General features: G+C 66.5%; 19 protein-coding genes and 1 tRNA gene. 18 read left to right on the forward strand and 2 right to left on the reverse strand.

All coding sequences use genetic code 11. The features are described 5' to 3' along the window. Positions 1-15: 15 nt before the first annotated feature. The 3 genes from ON04_RS09820 (at position 16) to ON04_RS09830 (ending at position 4,406) form a co-directional block, all read left to right on the forward strand. Positions 16-1,203 (forward strand): metallophosphoesterase family protein, encoded by a 1,188-nt coding sequence (locus ON04_RS09820; protein WP_010541442.1) that lies wholly within the window; start codon positions 16-18, stop codon positions 1,201-1,203. Beyond that, positions 1,200-3,848 (forward strand): AAA family ATPase, encoded by a 2,649-nt coding sequence (locus tag ON04_RS09825; RefSeq protein WP_010541443.1) that lies wholly within the window; start codon positions 1,200-1,202, stop codon positions 3,846-3,848. The genes ON04_RS09820 and ON04_RS09825 overlap by 4 nt, the downstream gene beginning before the upstream one ends. Positions 3,849-3,926: 78 nt before the next feature. Next, positions 3,927-4,406, forward strand: a complete 480-nt coding sequence (locus ON04_RS09830; protein ID WP_029458173.1) for a MarR family winged helix-turn-helix transcriptional regulator — start codon at positions 3,927-3,929, stop codon at positions 4,404-4,406. 68 nt (positions 4,407-4,474) lie between these two features. Here the strand turns inward: ON04_RS09830 and ON04_RS09835 are convergent. Next, a tRNA-Arg gene (locus tag ON04_RS09835) sits at positions 4,475-4,547 on the reverse strand. Between the two features lie 191 nt (positions 4,548-4,738). Between ON04_RS09835 and argS the strand changes: the two genes are divergently transcribed. Genes argS through thrB form a run of 5 tightly spaced genes read left to right on the forward strand, consistent with a single transcriptional unit; the run spans position 4,739 to position 11,193 of the window. Further along, entirely contained in the window at positions 4,739-6,391 is a 1,653-nt protein-coding gene (gene argS / locus ON04_RS09840) for an arginine--tRNA ligase (protein WP_010541445.1), read from the forward strand. Then, on the forward strand, positions 6,388-7,806 hold the full coding sequence (gene lysA, locus ON04_RS09845; protein ID WP_033444221.1) for a diaminopimelate decarboxylase: 1,419 nt from the start codon (positions 6,388-6,390) through the stop codon (positions 7,804-7,806). Before argS ends, lysA begins: the two co-directional genes overlap by 4 nt. Next, positions 7,803-9,155, forward strand: a complete 1,353-nt coding sequence (locus tag ON04_RS09850; protein ID WP_010541447.1) for a homoserine dehydrogenase — start codon at positions 7,803-7,805, stop codon at positions 9,153-9,155. The genes lysA and ON04_RS09850 overlap by 4 nt, the downstream gene beginning before the upstream one ends. Beyond that, entirely contained in the window at positions 9,152-10,234 is a 1,083-nt protein-coding gene (thrC, locus tag ON04_RS09855; protein WP_010541448.1) for a threonine synthase, read from the forward strand. The genes ON04_RS09850 and thrC overlap by 4 nt, the downstream gene beginning before the upstream one ends. Continuing rightward, positions 10,231-11,193, forward strand: coding sequence for a homoserine kinase (gene thrB, locus ON04_RS09860; protein ID WP_010541449.1), 963 nt, complete (start codon positions 10,231-10,233; stop codon positions 11,191-11,193). Before thrC ends, thrB begins: the two co-directional genes overlap by 4 nt. Here the strand turns inward: thrB and ON04_RS09865 are convergent. Then, positions 11,190-12,860 carry a long-chain-fatty-acid--CoA ligase gene (locus ON04_RS09865; RefSeq protein WP_010541450.1) on the reverse strand — a complete coding sequence of 557 codons (1,671 nt, stop codon included), beginning with the start codon at positions 12,858-12,860 and terminating at the stop codon, positions 11,190-11,192. The two genes, thrB and ON04_RS09865, sit on opposite strands and share 4 nt — an antisense overlap. 488 nt (positions 12,861-13,348) lie before the next feature. On the opposite strand from ON04_RS09865, the gene rho reads away from it, so the two are divergent. The 10 genes from rho to ON04_RS09915 all read left to right on the forward strand — a co-directional run bounded on the left by rho (position 13,349) and on the right by ON04_RS09915 (position 22,469). Next, positions 13,349-15,367, forward strand: coding sequence for a transcription termination factor Rho (gene rho / locus ON04_RS09870; protein ID WP_033444245.1), 2,019 nt, complete (start codon positions 13,349-13,351; stop codon positions 15,365-15,367). Beyond that, the gene (gene prfA, locus ON04_RS09875) at positions 15,364-16,449 is read left to right on the forward strand and encodes a peptide chain release factor 1 (protein WP_010541452.1); all 1,086 of its coding nucleotides are present in this window, start codon (positions 15,364-15,366) and stop codon (positions 16,447-16,449) included. Before rho ends, prfA begins: the two co-directional genes overlap by 4 nt. Positions 16,450-16,453: 4 nt before the next feature. Further along, on the forward strand, positions 16,454-17,380 hold the full coding sequence (gene prmC, locus ON04_RS09880) for a peptide chain release factor N(5)-glutamine methyltransferase (protein WP_010541453.1): 927 nt from the start codon (positions 16,454-16,456) through the stop codon (positions 17,378-17,380). Next, positions 17,377-18,030, forward strand: coding sequence for an L-threonylcarbamoyladenylate synthase (locus ON04_RS09885; RefSeq protein WP_010541454.1), 654 nt, complete (start codon positions 17,377-17,379; stop codon positions 18,028-18,030). The genes prmC and ON04_RS09885 overlap by 4 nt, the downstream gene beginning before the upstream one ends. 3 nt (positions 18,031-18,033) lie before the next feature. Further along, positions 18,034-19,194 carry a glycosyltransferase family 4 protein gene (locus ON04_RS09890; protein ID WP_010541455.1) on the forward strand — a complete coding sequence of 387 codons (1,161 nt, stop codon included), beginning with the start codon at positions 18,034-18,036 and terminating at the stop codon, positions 19,192-19,194. 10 nt (positions 19,195-19,204) lie between these two features. After that, positions 19,205-19,645: a Cg1360 family ATP-synthase-associated protein gene (locus tag ON04_RS09895; protein WP_010541456.1), complete on the forward strand. Its 441-nt coding sequence runs from the start codon at positions 19,205-19,207 to the stop codon at positions 19,643-19,645. Between the two features lie 362 nt (positions 19,646-20,007). After that, the gene (atpB, locus tag ON04_RS09900; protein ID WP_010541457.1) at positions 20,008-20,691 is read left to right on the forward strand and encodes a F0F1 ATP synthase subunit A; all 684 of its coding nucleotides are present in this window, start codon (positions 20,008-20,010) and stop codon (positions 20,689-20,691) included. A 99-nt stretch (positions 20,692-20,790) separates the two neighbouring features. Next, a complete protein-coding gene (locus tag ON04_RS09905; protein ID WP_010541458.1) occupies positions 20,791-21,039 on the forward strand; it encodes an ATP synthase F0 subunit C in 249 nt (82 codons plus the stop codon). Positions 21,040-21,066: 27 nt separating this feature from the next. Continuing rightward, entirely contained in the window at positions 21,067-21,636 is a 570-nt protein-coding gene (locus tag ON04_RS09910) for a F0F1 ATP synthase subunit B (protein ID WP_010541459.1), read from the forward strand. Positions 21,637-21,650: 14 nt separating this feature from the next. Further along, positions 21,651-22,469: a F0F1 ATP synthase subunit delta gene (locus tag ON04_RS09915; RefSeq protein WP_010541460.1), complete on the forward strand. Its 819-nt coding sequence runs from the start codon at positions 21,651-21,653 to the stop codon at positions 22,467-22,469. Positions 22,470-22,530 lie beyond the last annotated feature (61 nt).

A 22,530-nucleotide genomic window follows, 5' to 3' on the forward strand; every position in this document is an offset into this window, starting at 1 on the left:
ACCTACGATGCGGGCATGACCAACCCCGGGGAAGGCGAACCGATCCGATTCCTTCACACTGCCGACTGGCAGCTGGGCATGACCCGGCGATTTCTGGGTGCCGACTCGCAGGCCGTCTACACGGCGGACCGCCTCGCTGCGGTTGCCGCGCTCGGCGACCTGGCAACCCGCCACGAGGCGCGGTTCGTGGTGGTTGCCGGCGACGCGTTCGAAGACAACGCGGTGCCGCGTTCGGTCGTTCTGCGCGCGGTGGAGGCACTGGCACAGTTCCCGGTCCCGGTCCTGATCCTGCCGGGAAACCATGACCCGCTCGACGTGTCCTCGGTGTTCCGCTGCAGGGACTTCGCTCCGGCCCTCAAGGGAGGTGCCGTTGTCGTCCTCGACGGCCCGGACCCGATCGAGATTGCCCCGGGTGTCGAGGTGGTGGGGGTGCCGTGGACCTCCAAGCGTCCGGATCCCTCACGTCTGCCGGCGCTGCTCGACTCGCTCGAGCCCGCGGAAGGGGTGCGGATTCTGATCGCTCACGGCGGAACCGACGAGATCTACGGCGGACTCGCACCGTCGGTGGAAGCGATCGCCGTCTCCGTTCTCGAAGCGGCGATCGACGCGGGGCACCTCGACTACGTGGCCCTTGGCGACAGGCACTCGGTCACCCGGGTGGGGGCCGGTGACCGGATCTGGTTCTCCGGCAGTCCTGAGACCACGGACTTCGACGACGTGGAGAAGGACTCCGGGCAGGCACTGCTGGTGGAACTCGGCAGGCGGATCGGTGACGGTGACCGAGGTGAATGCCACGTGACACCTCTGCGAACGGGGCGGTGGTCCTTCCGCGCCGTCGATGCGCAGATCGACACCGATGCTGACCTGGACACGCTGGCCGAAAAGATCGAGGCGGTGGAGGACAAGTCGCGCACGGTGCTGAAGTTGGGACTGACCGGCACCGTGGGTGTCTCTCTCCGGGCACGAATCGACGACCTTCTCGAACGATGGAAGGCACTGTTCGCCTCCGCCTACCTCAGGCAGTCCCGGACCCACCTGGTGGTGCGCGCGGACGATTCCGACCTCACGGATCTCGTAGACGGGTACGCCGGCCGGGCGGTAGCGGATCTGGTCCGGATCGCAGCCGGCGGTGGGGATACGGGCGACGACGCCGGCAACGCGCTCAGCCTCCTGTACCGACTGGTAGACGGGAACTCGCGATGATTCTGCACAGACTGATGATCGAGGACTTCCGCGGTGTCGTTCGTGAAGAAGTGGAGGTTCCCGCCCTGGGAGTCCTGGTGATCGAGGGGCCCAACGAATCCGGCAAGACCAGCCTCATGGATTCGCTGGAGATGCTGCTGGAGCATAAGGCCTCCTCGGGACGAGCGGAGATCAAGGCCGCGAGTCCCGTGGGACGGGATGTACCCGTGGTGGTGGAGGCCGAGTTCACCATCGACGGCGAGCGGATGAGCTACCGGAAGGAATTCGTCCGTGGGAAGCGCACCTCACTGGAATTTCTGAGCTCTGCCCGGCCCGCGCTGTCCGGAGATGATGCGCACGAGTACGTTCGTGAACTTCTCGACCGCAGAGTCGACCGTTCGTTGTGGAAGGCGCTGCGGATCGCTCAGGATGAGCCGATCGGTCAAGTCGACGCCGCGAAGGGGATGGATTCGCTTCGCCGCGCCCTCGACGCCGCGGCCGGAGGTGAGGATCCCACGGGAGACGACTCTCTGATCGAACGCGTCACTGAAGAACGAAATCGATACCTTACGGCGAAGAAGGGCGAACCGACAGGAGACCTGGCGCGCTCACAGGTCTGGGTTACTGAAGCCGCGACCCAGCTCGCTGCCGCGCGGGCGAGGCATGCGGAACTCGATGCCGCGGTGGAGGATCATGCGGCCCAGGCATCAGTTCATGAGGCCCGTCGGGTGTCCCTCGCGGCGATTGAGGCAGAGGTTGCGCGTCTGGAGGAGGCCGGTCGCGCGGCGGCAGAATTGAGCAGAGCGTGCACTGCCGCTGAGTCGGAGGTCGACCGTGCCGTGGCGACCCACGACGCCCGCCAGCGCGAGCATCGCGAGCGGGAGGGGCTGGTCGAGAGTGCGCGGCGAGAAGAAGCGAAGGAGGCCGAGCTCCGTGCTGCCGCGGCGACGGCCTCAGAACGCCTTTCACCCGCAGAAGCCAGAGCCCGCACGACACGGTCGGCGTTGGAGGAGGCAGAGGAGCGTGTGACCCGGGCGCGTCGTCGGCTGGATGCGGTCAGGGCATCGCAAGAGCGAGCACGGCGACGTGCGGACCTGGCGACCCTTGAGACACGCCTACAGACGCTGCGCAAGGTAGGTGACGAACTCGATAAAAAGGAGGCTGCACTCCTCGACGTGAAAGTCCCCGACGATGCGGTGGACAGGCTCCGCGCAGCGGAGGAAGCACTTCGTGAGGCGGTGATCCGAAGCAGTGCCAGTGCGCCCCGGGTGGAACTGTCGGGTGAGGGCTCTGTCCGAGTCGGCGGCGAGGATGTAGACGTCGGTGAGCACTGGAGCAGGGATATTGTCGAGGACACCGTTTTCGAGATGGGGACCGTCTCGTTGACCGTCGTGCCCGCCGGCGACACCGATGCCGTACGCCGGGAGGAACAGGCGGCCCGGGCCCACTTCGCTTCGTTGATGGAGACGCTCGGGGTCGAGTCGCTGGCGGAGGCAGACCAGCGGGCCCGCCGAACCGAGGGGCTGCGAGCCGAGATCGACGCTCTGAGACGGCGCCGTGGGGACCTCCTCGCAGGGGACACCACTGAAGATCTCATCAACCGCAGGGATCTACTCGCGGCGGAGGAGCAGGACGATCCGTCTGCGCCGGAAGAGTCAATTGATGAAGACGTTGACGAGGACTCGGTCGGATCGGATGATCCGGAAGCCGCGGACCCGGTAGCCGAAACCGCATCAGCCGAGCAGGAACTCGCACGCTGTCGCGCTGAGGACCGATCGGCCACAGCGGAGGTAGGGGCACTTCGGACGGAGCTTGCTACGCGTCTCGCGTTGGCGGACGAGGCGGCAGCCCGCCTGCAGGAGTGCAGGCACACCCTGGAAACCGCGCGGGGGATTACGCCCGACTCAGAGCTGGCCGAAGCGGAATCCCAGGCCCAGGCGCTCGCTGAAACGACTCGAGAGGAAGCGCGCGTTGCCAGAGGGGACCTGGATGCGGCACTGGCCGTCGCACCCCGAGAGCTGCTCGACAACGCCCGGGCCTCGCTCACTGCATTGGTCGTGGAAGAGCGCGAGTCGGCGGAGGCGGTCGCGGCAGCGCTCGGGCGGGTCAACGCGATCGGAGATCAGGGCCGTTTCGACGAGGTGTCGGTAGCCGAGCGTGAACTTGAGATGGCGGAACGGGAGAACACCACGTTGTGGCGACGTGCCCGAGCGGCGGATCTACTGCATCGCACCCTCGTGGCCAGGCGCTCCGAAGCCCTGAAGGCCTATCAGGCGCCCTTCCATCAAGCCGTCGTGGAACTCGGTTCGCTGGTGTACGGCCGCGACTTCGACGTTCGGCTTGGCGAGGACCTCACTATTCTGTCCCGAAGGACCGGCGACGTGACCGTCGACTATGAGTCCCTTTCGGGAGGGGCCAGGGAGCAGCTGGCAGTAATAGTTCGGATCGCGTGCGCCCGCCTTGTGGGGGAGGGCGGTGTACCGGTGTTCCTCGACGACACGATGGGCTACACCGACCCCACACGTCGGATGACGATGGGTGCGGTGATCGCGGCTGCCGCCGCCACGTCGCAGGTGATTGTGCTCACCTGTGACCGTGCGCGGTTCGCCGGTATCGGCGGTGCGCGAACTCATGTCATGGGCAGATCAGGCCAGTCGGCGAAGTGAGTCCGACAGCGAATCTGCCCTTCGGGATTATTGGTGGCTGACGGCGGTGGTGGACAGTGAACGTGTTGTAATAGAAGCATGACGGAAACTCGCTGGTTGACTGAGGCAGAGCAGCGCATGTGGCGCCGGTACCGGGACGTTAATCAGCTCCTCGATCTCGCCGTGGAGCGTCAACTCCAGCGTGATGCGTCACTCTCCCAGTCGGATTACGCGGTCCTGGTGAGCCTGAGTGAGGCCCAGGGGCGCGGGCTGCGAGCTCGCGAACTCGGCGCGGCTCTTGGCTGGGACCGCAGTCGGGTTTCCCACCAGGTCCGTCGCATGGAGGGTCGCGGTCTGGTGGTCAAGGGCGAGTGCGCCGAGGACGGGCGCGGGACCATCGTGACGCTCACTCCGGAGGGGGCCAAAGCAATCGCGAGGGTCGCACCGTTGCACGTCGAGAAGGTCAGGGAGTTATTCATCGACATCCTCACAGAGGACGAGGTGGCCGTGCTGACCGACATTTACGAGAGAATCGTGGCACGGATCGACTCCGTCGACGGGATCACCCTGCCGGGTTGAACGCAGACACCGATGAGATAAAAGAAGGGCCCGGGCTTTTCAGCCCGGGCCCTTCTTTAATTTCTTCGTGCCCCCGAAGGGAATCGAACCCCTGACCTTTGGTACCGGAAACCAACGCTCTATCCCCTGAGCTACGAGGGCGGGATACCGACCCTCACGGGTCGGAGACCGATGAAACGGTGTCCACGGGTGGCTCACCTCTCGAACGGCGAAACCGATCGTAGCACCGGGCGGAGGGGGCGACCTCATCGGCCCTGATGGAGCGGGCGGCACCCCGACTCTCAAGGCGTCCGATTCCGCTGTCCACGTGCCGACATCTAGGATACGAAGACGTGACTCCCGCCGACCTCGCCGCACTCATCCGCGCCGCACTCGTCCACGTTCTGACCGAACGTGGAGCCGACGCCTCGGTCGTTCCGGACTCGGTGACCGTGGAGAGGCCCCGCAACCCGGAACATGGTGACTACGCGACCAACATCGCGTTGCAACTGGCCAAGAGGGTGGGGGCGGCCCCCCGTGATCTCGCGCAGGAACTCGCCGACGCCCTCGTTGCCGATCCGGGCGTCGAGGCCGCAGAGATCGCGGGTCCGGGCTTCCTCAACATCCGACTCGATTCCGGCGCCCAGGGCTCGCTCGTCTCCACGGTCCTGGAAATGGGCGAGGCATACGGCGTCGGTGATGCCATGGCGGGACGCAGGGTCAACCTGGAGTTCGTTTCCGCCAACCCCACCGGGCCCATCCATCTCGGCGGAACTCGCTGGGCGGCCGTCGGCGACGCCCTGGGGCGCGTCCTGGAGGCTTCGGGTGCCGAGGTCACTCGCGAGTACTACTTCAACGACCACGGTGCCCAGATCGACCGGTTCAGCCGGTCGCTCTTCGCGGCCGCTCGAGGCGAGGCCACCCCGGAGGACGGCTACGCCGGTGCCTACATTGAGGACATCGCCGCCCAGGTCGTGGCCGCTCACCCCGACGTGCTCGACAAGCCGGAGGCGGAGGCCCTCGAGACCTTCCGCGCGACCGGGGTGGATCTGATGTTCACCCACATCAAGGAGTCCCTCGCGGAGTTCGGCACCGTCTTCGACGTCTACACCCACGAGAATTCGATGTTCACCTCCGGCGCGGTGGACCGTGCGATTGACACCCTCAAAGGCAACGGCACCCTCTACGAATTCGAGGGGGCGTGGTGGCTGCGCTCGACCGACTTCGGTGATGACAAGGACCGCGTGGTCCTTAAGTCTGACGGGAACGCGGCTTATATCGCCGGCGACATCGCATACTTCCTCGACAAGCGTGAGCGAGGGTTCGACCTGTGCATCTACATGCTGGGGGCGGATCATCACGGTTACATCGCCCGGCTCAAGGCCGCTGCCGAAGCGCTGGGTAACGACCCCGCGGCCATCGAGGTACTCATCGGTCAGATGGTCAGCCTCGTCCGGGACGGCGCACCGGTCAAGATGAGCAAACGGGCGGGCACCGTCATCACGCTCGATGACCTCGTAGACGCTATCGGCGTGGACGCGGCCCGCTACGCACTGATTCGCTCGTCCGTGGATCAGACCATGGACATCGACCTGCAGTTGTGGACGTCAGCCACCAACGACAACCCTGTCTTCTACGTGCAATACGCCCACGCCCGTCTGTCGTCCCTGGCGCGGAACGCCGCGGATCTGGGAGTCACCACGGAAGCGGCGGACCTGTCACTTCTGGTTGAGGACCGAGAGGGTGCGCTCATTCGAACGATCGGGGAGTTTCCCCGGGTGGTCGCCAGTGCTGCGGACCTGCGGGAACCGCATCGCGTTGCCCGGTACCTCGAAGAGCTTGCCGCCGCCTACCACCGGTTCTACGACACCTGTCGCGTCCTGCCCATGGGCGACGAGGAACCGGGTCCGCTTCATGCCGCCCGGCTCGCGCTGAGCTCGGCCACCCGCCAGACCCTCGGTAACGGACTCCGCCTGATCGGCGTGAGCGCACCGGAGAAGATGTGAGCGCGCACCCGGCCGGGGCACGGCACGAGTTCCCGCATGCCCCGGGCATAGCGGAGCGTCCCTTGAGCCCTGAGGAGCTCATGGCTCTGGACAGCAAGGTTTGGCCACGCGGCGCGGCGCGGGGTGACGACGGCGTTGTCGAGTTCGCCGGCGTGCCCGCCGACGAGTTAGCCGCGGAATTCGGCACACCCCTGTTCGTGATCGACGAGGACGATTTCCGCTCGCGCTGCCGCGAGATGGCCGAGGCTTTCGGTGGGGCCGAGAGGGTCCACTATGCGTCCAAGGCATTTCTGTGCACAGAAACCGCACGGTGGGTAGCCCAAGAGGGGCTGAGCCTGGACGTGGCCTCGGGCGGAGAACTCGCGATCGCGCTGAGGGCGGACTTCCCCACGGACCGGATCACGATGCACGGCAACAACAAGTCGGCCGACGAGCTGCGGCTGGCCGTCCGGAGCGGTGTGGCCCACGTGGTGATCGACGCGATGTCGGAGATCGACCTCCTCGACCGGATTGCCGGCGAGGAGGGCGTGATTCAGGACGTGTTCGTCCGTGTCACGGTGGGCGTCGAAGCCCACACCCACGAGTTCATCGCCACTGCGCACGAGGACCAGAAGTTCGGGTTTTCCCTGTCCGGAGGTGCCGCTATGGAGGCCGTGCGTGCGGTCTTCGGCGCGAAGAACATCCGATTGACGGGCCTGCACAGCCATATCGGATCGCAGATCTTCGATATCGACGGATTTGAGCTCGCCGCCCGACGCGTCATCGGACTCCTCCGCGAGATAGTTGACGAGTTCGGTGCGGAGCGCACCGCGCAGTTGGACTATCTGGATCTCGGCGGAGGCCTGGGGATCAGCTATGTCCCCTCGGATGACCCGCCGCCGGTGGCCGAGCTCGCCGAGTCTCTCAAGAATATCGTCGAAACGTTCGCCGCCGAGGCCGGACTCGTCACACCGACGCTCGTCGTGGAGCCGGGTCGTGCGATCGCGGGACCGGGAACAGTCACCGTGTACGAGGTCGGCGTGATCAAAGACGTCGACCTCCCCGGGGACGAGAGTCGCCGGTACATCAGCGTGGACGGCGGGATGAGTGACAACATCCGCACGGCGCTGTATGACGCGGAGTACGACGCCAGGCTGGTGGGGCGTCGCTCTGAAGCGGAACCAGTGGTCTCGCGTCTGGTGGGTAAGCACTGCGAGAGCGGTGACGTGGTGGTCCGCGACCTCTGGATGCCCGATGACCTGATTTCCGGTGACCTAGTGGCCGTCGCCGCGACCGGGGCCTACTGCTATTCGATGTCGAGTCGCTACAACCTCATCGGCCGGCCCGCTGTCGTCGTCGTACGAGACGGCCGGGCACGGTTGGTGCTGCGACGTGAGACCCTAGACGATCTGACGAGCCTGGAGGTGGGACAGTGAGCGATTCGACTGAGTCGGACGTGCGACCCGTGGGGGTGGCAGTTCTCGGAATGGGCACCGTGGGCACCGAGGTCATCCGCTACATGACCGAGAATGCCGACGCGTTGGCCGCCCGCATCGGCGCGCCGCTTGTCCTGCGGGGAGTCGCGGTACGCGACCTTAGCCGTGACCGGGGGCTCGACAGCGATCTACTCACCGCGGATCCGGCCGCATTGGTATCGCGTGACGACGTGGACATCGTGGTGGAGCTCATGGGCGGCATCGATGTGCCGCGCCCGCTCCTGCTGGACGCGCTCGGACACGGAAAGGCCGTGGTCACCGCCAACAAGGCGCTCCTGGCCGAATACACCGATGAACTGGCGGAGGCGGCGGATTCCTCCGGCACCGATCTCTACTTCGAGGCGGCCGTGGCCGGCGCGATCCCTGTCATCGGCCCGCTGCGACGCTCGATGGCCGGCGACCAGGTTGAGCGGGTCCTGGGGATCGTCAACGGCACCACGAATTACATCCTGTCGGAGATGGGAAGCACGGGTGCCGATTACTCGGAGACTCTTGCCGAGGCCTCCCGCCTGGGATACGCGGAGGCGGACCCCACCGCCGATGTCGAGGGATATGACGCGGCCGCCAAGGCCGCAATCCTCGCGTCCATCGCCTTTCACAGTCGCGTGACCGCAGGCGATGTGTACCGGGAGGGGATCTCGCGGATCTCGCCTGACGACTTCGAGTCGGCTCGCGACATGGACTGCACCATCAAGCTTCTCGCGATCTGCGAGAAGCTCCGGCGCGCGGACGGCACCGACGCGGTGTCCGCCCGTGTCTACCCGGCGTTACTGCCTAATACTCACCCGCTGGCGACAGTCAACGGCGCGTTCAACGCGGTTGTGGTCGAGGCCGAGGCCGCGGGTCGTCTGATGTTCTACGGCCAGGGCGCCGGGGGAGCGCCGACCGCGTCCGCGGTGCTGGGCGACATGGTGGCGGCGGCCCGCAACAAGGTTGGTGCCGGACGTGCGCCGGGGGAGTCGACGTACGCGGATCTGCCGGTGGCGTCGATGGGCGAGGTGTCCACGCGCTACCACGTGCGCATGCGCGTGGCGGACAAGCCCGGCGTCCTTTCCCTGGTGGCCGCCGAGTTCTCGAATCACGGCGTGTCGATCGCACAAGTGCGTCAGACCGAGGTCGAGATCCCCGAGTCCGCGGGCGAGGACGTCGATCCCAGCGCCGAACTGACCGTATTGACCCACCGGGCATCCGAGCGAGCGCTAGCTGACACGGTGGCTGCGCTATCCGATCAGGATGCGGTCACGGCCATCACCAGCGTCATCCGACTCGAGGGAGTGGACACAGAATGAGCAGGAACCACAAGCCCGTGCACAGCCGTTGGCCAGGTCTCATCGAGGCCTACCGCGACCGGCTACCCATCGGGGACGACTGGCAGGCCGTCACACTGTACGAGGGCGGTACGCCGCTCATGCGTGCGACGCACCTGTCCGAGGTCACCGGATGCGAGGTCTACCTGAAGGTTGAGGGTCTGAACCCGACTGGTTCGTTCAAGGACCGTGGTATGACGATGGCGGTCACTGACGCCCGGGCGCGTGGCCAGAAGGCCGTACTGTGCGCGTCGACCGGGAACACCTCCGCCTCGGCCGCTGCCTACGCCACCCGTGCGGGCATGGGCTGCGCTGTGCTCATCCCGCAGGGCAAGATCGCGGCGGGGAAGCTCGCGCAGGCGGTCATGCACGGCGCGACTATCATCCAGGTCAACGGGAACTTCGACGACTGCCTGGAGCTCGCACGCAAGACCACGTCCACCTATTCCGAGATCGGGCTCGTGAACTCGGTCAACCCGGTCCGCATCGAGGGACAGAAGACCGCGGCGTTCGAGATCGTCGACGTGCTGGGTCGGGCCCCGGATCTGCACTTCCTCCCAGTCGGTAACGCGGGCAACATCACCGCGTATTGGAGGGGTTACTCGGAGTATCACGCGGATGGTGTCATCTCTGCTCGGCCTCGGATGATGGGCGTGCAGGCCGCGGGATCGGCCCCGCTCGTCGACGGTGCTCCGGTCAAGAATCCGGAGACCATCGCTACAGCTATCCGGATCGGTGCCCCGGCGTCGTGGGACGGCGCCGTCACGGCTCGTGACGAATCGGAAGGTACGTTCCGCAAGCGCACCGACGCGCAGATCCTCGAGGCTTACCGCATGGTCGCCGCCAAGGACGGCGTCTACGTCGAACCGGCGTCAGCGGCCTCCATAGCCGGACTTCTCGATGCTCACGCGAACGGGGAACTCGAAGCCGGGCAGACCATCGTGTGCACCGTTACCGGTAACGGTCTCAAAGACCCGGACACCGCCCTCCTGGGAATGCCGGAGGTTGAGCCGATCCCCGTGGATCCCACGGCCGTCGCCAGCGCGCTCGGTCTGGAATGAGCGACAAGAGCGGCTCCGGCCCCGAGGTCTTCGGCAGTTCGGGGGGCCGCATCCTTCCTGTCGGGCGCACGGTCACCGTGGAGGTGCCTGCGTCCAGTGCGAACCTGGGTCCGGGTTTCGACGCGCTCGGCGTGGGCTTGGGCTTGCACGACATCATCAGCGTGACCACCATTGACTCCGGTCTGGAGCTCGACGTGGAAGGCGAGGGGGCCGGCGAGGTTCCCGCGGACGCTTCGCATCTGGTGGCCAAAGCGGTCGAAGCAGGACTACGTGCCGGGGGTATGGGTGCGCCGGGCGTCAGGATCTCGTGTCGCAACGCTATTCCGCACTCGCGTGGTCTGGGCTCGTCGGCGTCTGCTGCGGTCGGGGGGCTGGTCGCAGCGAACGGTCTCATGGGCGGCGCGTTGACGGACGAGCATCTGGTACAGCTGTCGAGTGAGTTCGAGGGCCACCCGGATAACGCGGCGGCGAGTGTGCTGGGTGGCGTCGTGGTCTCGTGGACCGAGCGATCGGCCACAGCCGTCACGTACCGGGCGGTACGGATGGAGGTGGACCCGTCGATCGTCGCGACCGTACTGGTCCCGGCGGAGACGTCGTCTACCGCGCGGACCCGTGGGCTGTTACCGGCGACGGTCCCGCACGAGGACGCGGCGTTCAACGCCAGTCGCGCCGCACTGATGTCGGTCGCTCTGGCATCGCATCCGGAGTTCCTGCTGGCCGCGACGGAAGACCGGCTGCACCAGTCGTACCGGGCACCCGCGTTGGTCGCCACCACCGAGTGGGTCGGGCGGCTGCGGGACCGGGGCCTCGCGGCGACGGTGTCCGGTGCCGGTCCCACCGTCCTGGTCCTGGGTACTTCGGCCTTGCCGGCCGACCTGCGGACGCAAGCAGAGGAGCAGGGCTGGCGGGTGCTGGACCTGGAGATCGCGGACGGCGCCCGGGTTGTGTCCGAGAACTAGCCGTCAGCGGTACGGTGCTGTGATCCCGGCAGGATCGTGGTGATGTCGTACTCTCCCGCCGCGTGCCGGGCGCGGATCTCTATCTTGTCGAACTTGCCCACCGTGGTGCGGGGGATGTCTTTGACGAAGGCCCAGTGGTCGGGTCGCTTCCACATCTCGACTTGGCCCTCGAGGCGCTCCCAGAGCGAGCGTGCGGCGGTGTTGACGCCGGGCTTGAGGTTGATCAGCACGAGTGGCCGGTTGCCCCACCGATTGTCGGGAACGCCGATCACTGCCGCCTCGCTCACGCGATCGTCGTGAACGATGGCGTGTTCGAGCTCAATAGTCGAGATTAGTTCGCCGCCGGAGGCGATGATGTCGTCGACTCTGTCGACCACGTTGAGATACCCGCGGGGGGAGATGGTGGCCATGTCCCCGGTTCGTAGCCACCCGTCGACAAACCGTTCGGAGGACTGGTCGGAGATGTACCGGGCGGTCACCCACGGGCCACGGAGCTGGAGTTCCCCGACCGACCAGCCGTCGTTGGGTTGAATACGGTCGCCGTCGACGACCCGGGCCTGGACTCCAGCGGGGAAGCGGCCCTGCCCGAGGAGTTGAGAACGTCGGTGGGTCGCGGAGGAATGCGGGTCGGGGCGAGCAAACGAGACGATGGGACTGGACTCGGTGAGTCCGTACGCCTGGACGATCGTGACGTCGTGTCGCTCGACGAACGCGTCGAAAAGTGCCTCGGGTACAGGGGAGCCGCTCACGACGATCTCGGCGAGATGGCTGATCGGTTGGGGATGGGACTCCAGCCGGGACAGGAGCTGTTGGAGAGCTGCGGGCGTGGTGGTGAGCTTGTTGGGCCGGTGGGTGCCCAGGAGTTCAGCCAGGTGGCGCCCGCGGTCGGAGTCCCGGCCGGGGTCAAAACTGGCGGTGATGAGGTCTGCACCCGACATGAACGCCGCGAAGGGCAATCCCCACGACATCACGTGGTACATCGGGATGGTTGTGAGCACGGTGTCGCCACTCCGTAATGACGCGCTCTCCGCCGCGCACATCTGCATGGAGTGGAGCCAGATGGAACGGTGGGTGTAGACCACGCCTTTGGACGTGCCCGTGGTTCCGGACGTGTAGGCGATGGCGGCGGCCATGTGCTCGTCGAGGTGGGGCCACGGGTAGTTCGTGGGCTGGCCGTCGAGGAGCGTCTCCAGGGCATGGACCTCGACGGGGGCGTCGTCCGTGACAGTCGGGGCGAGGGCGTCGACGACGACGAGGTGGCGCAGGGTCTCGACGTCCGCAGCCACGGAGAGTGCGGCAGGGAGGACCTCCGGATCGACCAGGACCACGGAGACCGAGTTCTCGCGGAGCACCGAGACCATGAAAGACGCTGGGCGAAGGATGTTCACGGGTAGTGCCACCGCACCCATCGATGGGACGGCCAGCATCGCCTCGACAGTCTCGGGACGACTGCCGGCGAGGATGCCCACCACGTCGCCGGGCCGGATTCCCAGTTCGGCGAGTGCGTGAGCCGTCGCAGCTGCCCTTGCTGCTATCACTTCAAACCGGACTGTCCGTGACTCGCCCAGAGCATTGAAGCCGGTCACCGTCGAACTGCCGTGCCGTTGGGCAGCGTGATCGAGGATCGCGGAAACGAGCAGCGGCGTGTCCAGCATCGTTCCGAACACGAGCGGCTCCCTCCTCGCATGGATCCAGATGAGCTGTAGGTTACCGCCCGATCATCGGTTGGCGGACGCCCGGTGGAGACTCGCCACGGGAAGTGCACGGATTCGGTGCGTGGGTAGTATGCTTGACGCAGCCACGGACGCCCGGTCGTCCCCGCACCCTGATCACTCCCACGCGACGCCCCCGATACTGGGTTGGTTCCGCTAGGACAGTTCTCGGTGGGAGCGGTTGATACGGCGAGTGGTGAACAGGGACTCCCGCACGGTGGGCACTCTCCCCTCACGTGGGTCCCCCTCAAACGAAGTATCCGCATTCGGCCAATTCGCCGATGCGGGAGGCCTCAGCGGCCACCCGGGACGCCAAGTCCGCTTCCCGGACACCTGCTCGATGCGAGGCGGTCACGACCGCCCCGGTACCGAGCCCAGAAAGGATCCCCGTGACCTCGACGGACACCACCTCCACGCCCCCGCAGGGCGTTCCACTGTCGGCGATGCGACTCGCTGACCTCAAGTCAATCGCGCAACAGATGGGCCTCAAGGGCCTGTCCGGAAAGCGCAAGGGCGAGCTCGTCTCGATGATCGAGAGTTCCCGTGGGGGGCGCGCCCCGGCCGCCGATCGCACGGATGTGGCCACGGCTGCCCCCGCAGCAAAGGCCGCGGATCCCACGGTCGCTACCGCCACCGCCACCGGTCCCGAGTCGGACGATCGGCAGGCTGAGTCCGCGCCGAGTGGTGAGGCGACCCAGCAGGCCGAGCTGCGGGGCCAGCAGGATCGTGGGCAGAGGCGGGACCGGCAGCAGCAGGGCCGTCAGCAGCAGAGCGGCGACAAGTCCGACCCCCGCGACGAGGCCTCCGGTGACGCTGACAACCGGGGTGAAACTCAGCGGCAGACCCAGGATCAGAGTGGCCGCCAACGTCGTGGCGGGCAAGATCGTGACGATCAGGGATCGAGCGACCAGCAAGGCTCGAACCAGTCGAGCGGTCGCAACCGCGACCAGAACCGCGACCCGAACCGCGATCAGCAGAGCCGTGACCAGCAGGGCGGCCGCAACCGGGACCAGAATCGTGATCAGCAGAGCGGCGACTCCGGTAGCCAGAACGACCGGGGCGGTCAGAACGAGCGCGCTGGCCAGAACGACCGTGGCGGCCAGGGAAAGCAGGGCAACCAGGGCAACCAGGGCGGCGGCGAGAGCAATAACGGACCCCGCGGCGACGGACAGAACCGGGATGATGACGGCAGCGGCCGCGGACGTCGCAGTCGGCGTCGGCGCGAGCGCAACCGCGGTGGCGGCCGTCCGGTCGAGGGCGAGACCGAGGTGAGAGAAGACGATGTCCTGCAGCCGGTCGCCGGAATCCTGGACGTCCTGGACAACTACGCGTTCGTCCGCACCTCGGGGTACCTCGCCGGGACGAACGACGTGTACGTGTCGATGAACATGATCCGTCGCCACGGTCTTCGGCGCGGTGATGCGATCACTGGCGCTGTGAAGATGCCGCGCGACGGACAGGGCGAGAGCCAGGGCGGCGGCGGACAGGGCGGCGGCAAGAATCGTCAGAAGTTTAACTCCCTGGTCCGCATCGATACGGTCAACGGCGGCTCGCTGGACGATATGCGTCAGCGTCCGGACTTCGGCAAGCTCACCCCGCTGTACCCGAACCAGCGACTCCGCCTCGAGACGGAGAAGAACATCATCTCCACTCGGGTGATCGACCTGATCATGCCGATCGGCAAGGGGCAGCGCGCCCTGATCGTGTCACCGCCCAAGGCGGGCAAGACCACGATCCTGCAGAACATCGCCAATGCGATCGCCATCAACAACCCGGAATGCCACCTCATGGTGGTGCTCGTCGATGAGCGCCCCGAGGAGGTCACCGATATGCAGCGGTCGGTCAACGGCGAGGTCATCGCGTCGACGTTCGACCGGCCGCCGGGTGATCACACGCAGGTCGCGGAGCTGGCTATCGAGCGCGCGAAGCGACTGGTAGAGCTGGGGCAGGACGTCGTCGTCCTCCTCGACTCCATCACTCGTCTCGGTCGCGCGTACAACAACTCCTCGCCCGCTTCGGGCCGGATCCTCTCCGGCGGTGTCGACTCGACCGCGCTGTACCCACCCAAGCGTTTCCTCGGCGCGGCGCGCAACATCGAGAACGGCGGCTCGCTGACGATTATCGCCACGGCGATGGTCGAGACCGGTTCGGCCGGCGACACCGTGATCTTCGAGGAGTTCAAGGGCACCGGAAACGCCGAGCTCAAGCTCGATCGGCGCATCGCCGAGCGGCGAGTGTTCCCAGCGGTCGACGTGGGCCCTTCAGGCACGCGTAAGGAGGAGCTCCTCATGAGCCCAGAGGAGGCGGGGATTATGCATAAGCTCCGCCGTGTTCTGTCGGGACTGGATTCGCACCAGGCCATCGACTTGCTCATGTCGCAACTGCGCAAGACGACCACCAACTACGAGTTCCTCCTGCAGGTGGCCAAGACGACGCCCAGCCTGCCCCAGGACGAGGAGTGAGCGATCCAGTAGGGAGGGCGTCGTCCTCGATCGACGACGTTCTCTCCGAGTACGGCGGTCTCGAGGCGCAACTGTCGGACCCGACGTTGCACGAGGACGCGGCCGCAGCACGCCGTGTTGGCAAGAGGTTCGCCGAGCTCACCCCGGTGGTGCAGTGCCACCGGGCCTTGGTGTCGACACGTGACGACGCCGACGCCGCGCGGGAACTGGCCGACGACGACTCCTCGTTCACAGCCGAGGCCGAGCGGTTGGATGGCGAGGCTTCGGTTCTGGAGTCCCGGTTGGCGGATCTCCTCGCGCCGCGGGATCCGCACGACGCAGACGACGTGCTCATGGAGATCAAATCCGGTGAGGGCGGCGAGGAGTCCGCCCTCTTCGCCGCCGATCTGGCCCGCATGTACACCCGATATGCGGAGAAGCAGGGCTGGACCGTCCAGGTACTGGGCATGACCGAATCCGATCTCGGTGGCATCAAGGACGCGTCCTACTCGATCCGCGCCCGGCAGCCGTCGAGAGACGGCGTGTGGTCACGGATGAAGTTCGAGGGCGGGGTCCATCGCGTCCAGCGTGTCCCTGTGACGGAATCCCAGGGACGGGTCCACACCTCGGCCGCTGGCGTGCTCGTGTTCCCGGAGCCCGAGGACGTCGGCCCCGTGGAGATCGACGAATCTGATCTACGGATTGACGTCTACCGTTCCTCCGGCAAGGGCGGTCAGGGGGTCAACACCACCGACTCGGCCGTGCGCATCACGCACCTGCCCACCGGCACCGTGGTCACGTGTCAGAACGAACGTAGCCAGCTGCAGAACAAGCAACGCGCGCTCGAGGTCCTGGCGGCACGTCTCCAGGCGGCGGCCGAGGAAGCCGCCAGCGCAGAGGCCTCGGAGGGGCGGGCCACGCAGGTCCGCACCGTCGACCGCAGCGAGCGGATCCGGACCTACAACTTTCCCGAGAACCGGATCGCCGACCACCGCGTGGGCTTCAAGGCGCACAACCTCGACTCGGTACTCGACGGCGACATGGACGCGGTTCTCGACGCCCTTGCGGTCGAGGACCGTCGTCGTCGCATGGAAGAGGCCTAGGACCGTGGTGCCCGGCCCTGTCGGTGTGGCCGGCGCCGTGCGGTCGGCGGCCCAGACCCTCAGCGACGCCGGTATCGACTCCGCAGACGTCGAGGCCCGACTCATCTGCGCCCACGTCCTGGGTGTAGATCGGTCGAGGCTGATGCTGACCGACGACCTCGACGCCGATGCTGCCGCACGCGTCGACGAGCTCGTCGCGGCCCGTGCCCGCGATCGCACACCACTGCAATACCTGCTCGGTCGCGCTGTCTCCGGTCGTCTCGACCTGCTCGTGGGGCCGGGGGTGTTCATCCCGCGCCCCGAGACCGAACTGCTGGTCGAATGGACGCTCAAGGCGCTGCCCGCCCCGGGTGTCGGGCCGCCACCGGTCGTGGTGGATCTCTGCGCGGGAAGCGGCACGATCGCGCTGGAGATCGCCCACGCCAGACCCGACGCACAGGTTCATGCGGTGGAGTTCCACGACGCGGCCCTCGGGTGGCTCCGACGGAACGCCGTCGAACGCGAGGAAGCGGGAGATACGCCCGTGGTCATCCATCGCGGCGACGCTACGGATCCGGATGTCCTTTCGCACCTGCGGGGTCGGGTGACGGCGGTGGTGTCCAACCCGCCATACATTCCCGTCACCGATGACCTGCCCGCCGACGTCCTCGCGCATGAGCCACCGACCGCGCTGTTCGGGGGCAGTGACGGCCTCGTCGTCGTCATTCCTCTCGTCGACGTCGCGGCCGGACTGCTCGCCCCGGGCGGACACTTCGCCGTGGAGCACGACGACACGACCGGCACCGACGTTGCGGCGGTGGTCTCCGCGCAGGGCGGCTTCGGTACCGTGGAGCAGCACACCGACCTCGCCGACCGCCCGCGGTTCGTCACCGCTACCCGCCTCGTCGACGACGAGGTCGACACCAGAGTCCAGAAGGGGATCGCCCGGTGACCATCACCTACGACTGCACCGAGGAGACCGGCCGGGAGGTCGGCCTCAGTTCAGCGGCGGGCGCACTGCGCGCCGGCCGGCTTGTCGTGACCCCCACCGACACGCTCTACGGTATCGCCGCGGACGCCTTCGACCCAGATGCGGTCAACCTGCTTCTGTCGGCCAAGCGGCGCGGTCCCGACATGCCGGTGCCGGTCCTGGTGGGCTCCTGGGAGACCATCGACGGTCTCGTGGTGAGCACGCCCGCCCCGGCCCGCGACCTCATCCGCGCCTTCTGGCCCGGCGGACTCAGCCTGATCGTCCACCAGGCACCGTCGCTGAACTGGAACCTGGGGCACACCCAGGGGACGGTCATGCTGCGGATGCCGCTGCACCCCGTTGCCCTCGAGTTGCTGCGCGAGGTCGGACCGCTCGCGGTCTCCAGTGCCAATGTTTCGGGTCAGCCGCCGGCGACCACCGCCACCCAGGCACGTGAGCAGCTCGGTGACTCGGTAGCCGTCTACCTCGACGGGGGCCCCTGCTCGATCGGCCAGCCCTCCACGATCGTCGACCTCACCGGCTCCGCACCGCGAATCGTCCGCGAGGGAGCGGTGACCACCGAGCGCGTGGGCGGGGTCCTCGGCATCGACCCCGCGGCCCTTCGAGGCTGATCCGTGGGCATCGGGATCCCGTTCCGGGAGCTCCTGCTCATCGGACTGACCGCCGGCCTCGTCACTTTTGTCGTTACCGGGATGGTCCGAGGGGTGGCGCCGACGATCGGCGGCCTGGCGTACCCACGTGAGCGCGACGTACACCTCGTCCCGACTCCGCGACTAGGCGGCGTGGGCATCTTCACGGGGATGCTGGTCGCGATCTATCTCGCCGCGCAGCTCCCTGCCCTGAACAGGGCTTTTCCGCCCTTCGCCCCGGATGTCGAGGCCACCATCCTCGCGGGCGGCGTCATCGTGTTGGTGGGTATCGTCGACGACATCCTCGGGCTGGGGGCGGTGACCAAACTCGCCGGTCAGGCAGCCGCGGCAGGAGTCCTGGTGGCCATGGGGGTTTCGTGGACCCTTGTCTACCTGCCGTTCGGCGACGGCAACATCCTCGTTCTGGACCAACTCCAGGCCGGGTTGCTCACCGTCGTGTTCACCCTGACGATCGTCAACGCGATGAACTTCGTCGACGGGTTGGACGGGCTCGCGGCCGGACTCGGGACGATCGCGGCCCTCGCGATCTGCCTGTTCTCCGTGGGCATCATGCTCGACCAGGGCGGGACCGTCGGCGCTTACCCGCCAGCGCTGGTCACCGCGGTTCTCGCGGGAGCTCTACTGGGCTTCCTGCCGCACAACTTCCAGCCCGCCCGCATCTTCATGGGCGACTCCGGATCGATGCTGATAGGGCTCGTCCTGGCCGCGGCCTCCACCAGTGCCTCGGGAAAGATCTCGCAGAGTCTGTACGGGCCGCAGGAGATGATCGTCCTGCTTTCACCCATGATCGTGGTGGCCGCCGCGATGTTCGTTCCGATGCTCGATCTGGTGATGGCTGTCGTCCGCCGCGTGGGAGCCGGGCGTAGTCCGTTCGCGCCCGACAAAATGCATCTTCATCACCGGCTGCTGGCGTTGGGGCACTCCCATCGCCGGGTGGCCCTGGTCATCTACGCCTGGGTCTCGCTGATCGCTTTTGGTGCGGTCGGCGCCACGATGCTGCCGACCGAGGTGATCGTCCCGCTCGTCGGCGCCGGCTTGATCTCCGTCCTCACCGCCACGCTTGTTCCGCGTCTGCGTAGCTCGCGTAGTGAGGACCAATCCGGGGGAGCGGACAGCCACCGCTAGGCTGCACCACATGACCGACACCCCCGCGGGATCCGAACACCAGCCCGTCGAGAGCGCGCACACCGCAGGCCTGCGGCGGGCGGTGGCCCTGGGCGCCGGTGCACTGACCGTCCTCCTGGTGCTCAGCGCCATATTGTGGTGGGCCGTTGATGGTATGCCCGGCCTGTGGGGCGCTCTGCTCGGTGCCGCCGTCGGTGGGATGTTCGTCCTCGTGACCGCGGTCGTCGTGATCGCTACCGCCAGGACCTCGCCGCAGGTGACCGGAGCCGTCCTTCTTGGGACCTGGCTGCTCAAGCTCATCGTGGCTATCGGCATCGTCGCGGTGCTCAAACCGCTCGACTTCTACTCGAAGCCCGCTTTCGCGGTGACGATCGTCGTCGCGATGGTGGTGGTTCTCGCCTCGGAGACCGTCGCGGTGCTGCGGAACAAAGCCCCGTACGTCGATGCCTAAGCAGGAGCCTCTTCGTCGTTCCCGAGGGGTCACGGCGAGGTTTCGTCCAGGTCTGGATGCGATAACAACGCATGGTGCCCCCCTTAGGCTGGTGCGGCGGTCCTTTGTTACGATGTCCTGCGGAGGAGATACGGGATGAGCCGGCTCTACGCGCCGCTGACAACCCCGGGCCTTCACGGGTTCCGCAGGTCGGAACGAAACACTGGACATGACCACCGTCTCCGCAGGCGGCCCGAACAGGGGAGAGAACGCTGAGCACCTCACTGCTGGCATTCAAGGGCGAATTTCACTCGCCGTCGCTGCACGACTTCTTCCCGCCGGCAGTACTTTTCGAGGGCACGCCCTTCGCGCTCGACCGGCTGATGATCATCAGACTGATCGCGGCTGCGGTCGTCGCAGTCTTGTTCTACCTGGCGATGCGTAAGGCGGCAGTGGTCCCGCGCGGGTTGCAGAACGTTGGGGAAATTGCTCTCGACTTCGTCAAGAACAACATCTCCGACGAGATCATCGGGAAGAAGGACGGAGACCGGTTCCTTCCGGTCATCGCGACCATCTTCTTCCTTACGCTGTTCATGAACCTGCCCGCGGTCATTCCGGGATTCAACATCTCGCCGAACGCCCGGATCGGAATGCCGCTTGTCATGGCGGCCATCGCGTACGTGGTCTTCATCTACGCCGGGGCCAAGAAGTACGGCTTTTTCTCCTTCGTGGGTAAGTCCGTCGTGGTGCCGAACCTTCCGCCGGCACTCCACCTGCTCGTCGTGCCGATCGAATTCGTCTCGACCTTCATCCTGCGACCGGCGACGCTGACCATTCGTCTCATGGCCAACATGTTGGCCGGGCACATCATGATCGTCCTGCTGTTCTCCGCGACGAACTTCTTCTTCTGGCAGTTCAACGGGTGGACCGCGGTCAGCCTTGTGACCATCATCGTGTCGGTGGCGTTCACATTCTTCGAACTGCTGGTGATCTTCCTGCAGGCGTACATCTTTGCGCTGCTCACCGCGGTGTACATCGATCTGTCACTGCACGCCGACAGTCACTAAGAGACTTCCGACGCCTGAGAGCGTCGGGATACCCAGACCACACCGACGACCGCGTGCGGACATCCCGCACCGGCCATCTGAAAGGGAACGGAAACCCACATGGATATCGTCACTCTCGCCCAAGCTGCCGAGACCGTCGAGACCACGGCCAAGGGCTACGGCGCCATCGGCTACGGCCTCGCCGCCATCGGCCCCGGCATCGGCATCGGCATCGTCGTCGGTAAGGCGATCGAGGGCATGGCTCGTCAGCCCGAGATGGCCGGCCAGTTGCGCACCACGATGTTCCTGGGCATCGCCTTCACCGAGGCCCTGGCGCTCATCGGCATCGTCACCGGCTTCATTTTCTGATAGCCGGCTGGAGCCAAGGTCAACGACATGAATCCGATCCACATCCTCGCCCAGGAGGCTGAGCAACTCCCGCTGGAGGAGACGCCAAACGTCCTCTCGCCGGCGCTGTACGACCTCGTCTGGTCGCTGATCCCCTTTGTAATCGTCCTGTTCGTGTTCTGGAAGTTCGTTCTCCCGATGTTCAAGCGGGTCCTGGACGAGCGCAGCCAGCGCATCGAGGGTGGCATCGAGAAGGCGGAGGCAGCGCAGGCCGAGGCGAAGGCGGCGCTGGACAAATACAACGCGCAGCTCGCCGAGGCGCGTGGGGAAGCAGCAAAGATCCGTGACGACGCCCGTGCTCAGGGGCAGCAGATCCTCGCGGACATGAAGACCGAGGCACAGGCCGAGAGCGACCGAATCGTCGCAGCAGGCCAGCAGCAGCTCGCCGCCCAGCGTCAGCAGATCGTCACCGAACTGCGTGGCGATCTCGGACGGCAGTCGGTGGAGCTCGCAGAGCGTCTCATGGGCGAGCAGCTTTCTGATCCTGTTCGCCGCTCGGGCACCATCGACCGTTTCCTCGCCGACCTTGACAAGGTCGCCGGGGCGGGCCAGAAGTAAGGAGAAAGCAGACTATGCACGCAGCAAGCCGTGATGCCCTCGAGCACTCCCGGTCGGTCCTGCAGTCCTCGCTCTCCGAGAACCCTGCAGGGGGCGCCACCGGCGCCAAGGTCGGAGCCGACCTCTTCCAGGTAGTGGACGTTTTGGAGGGTGACCGTTCCCTTCGCGTCGCTGTCGCGGATTCGTCGGCGCCGGTGGAGGCTCGCGAGGACCTCGTCCGATCGGTCTTCGGTTGGAAGATCGATGAGTCGAGCCTCGCGATCGTGCTTGCTGCGGTCGCTCTGACCTGGTCCTCTCCGCGAGATCTCCGTGAGGGACTCGTCACGCTCGGCCGTGAGGCTCTCCTGATCTCGGCCCGCGAGCAGGGCCAGTTGGGCGCAGTCGAGGACGAACTGTTCCGATTGGGTCGCATCGTCGCGAGCGACGCGGGATTCGAGCAGGCGCTGTCTGACCGCTCGACCTCCGCGGACTCCAAGCGGGCGCTGCTCGGTCAGGTCCTCTACGGCAAGGTGACAGCAGTTACCGAAACCCTCGCGAGCCAGACCATCGCCCGCCCGAGCGGGATGCCGGCCGATGATCTCGACGGGTTGTCCCGGCAGGCCGCCGAACTCCAGGGACAGTCGGTTGCGGTGGTCACCAGCGCCAGCGAGCTGAGCGCCGAACAGCAGAGTGCTCTCGAAGAGAAGCTCGCCTCGATCTACGGACGTGAGATGACCGTGCACGTGCAGATCGACCCGGAAATTCTCGGTGGAATGGTGATTCGCGTCGGCGACGAGATCATCGACGGTTCCGTCGCGGGTCGGCTTGCGGCGGTACGACGAGCGCTTCCCTAGGCGTCTACCCGACGAGCAGCGGTCGCACTCGGTCGATGCTCACCTGATTACACATATCCAG

The sequence above is a fragment of the Dietzia alimentaria 72 genome (assembly GCF_000226215.1).
In the GTDB taxonomy this organism is placed as follows: domain Bacteria; phylum Actinomycetota; class Actinomycetes; order Mycobacteriales; family Mycobacteriaceae; genus Dietzia; species Dietzia alimentaria.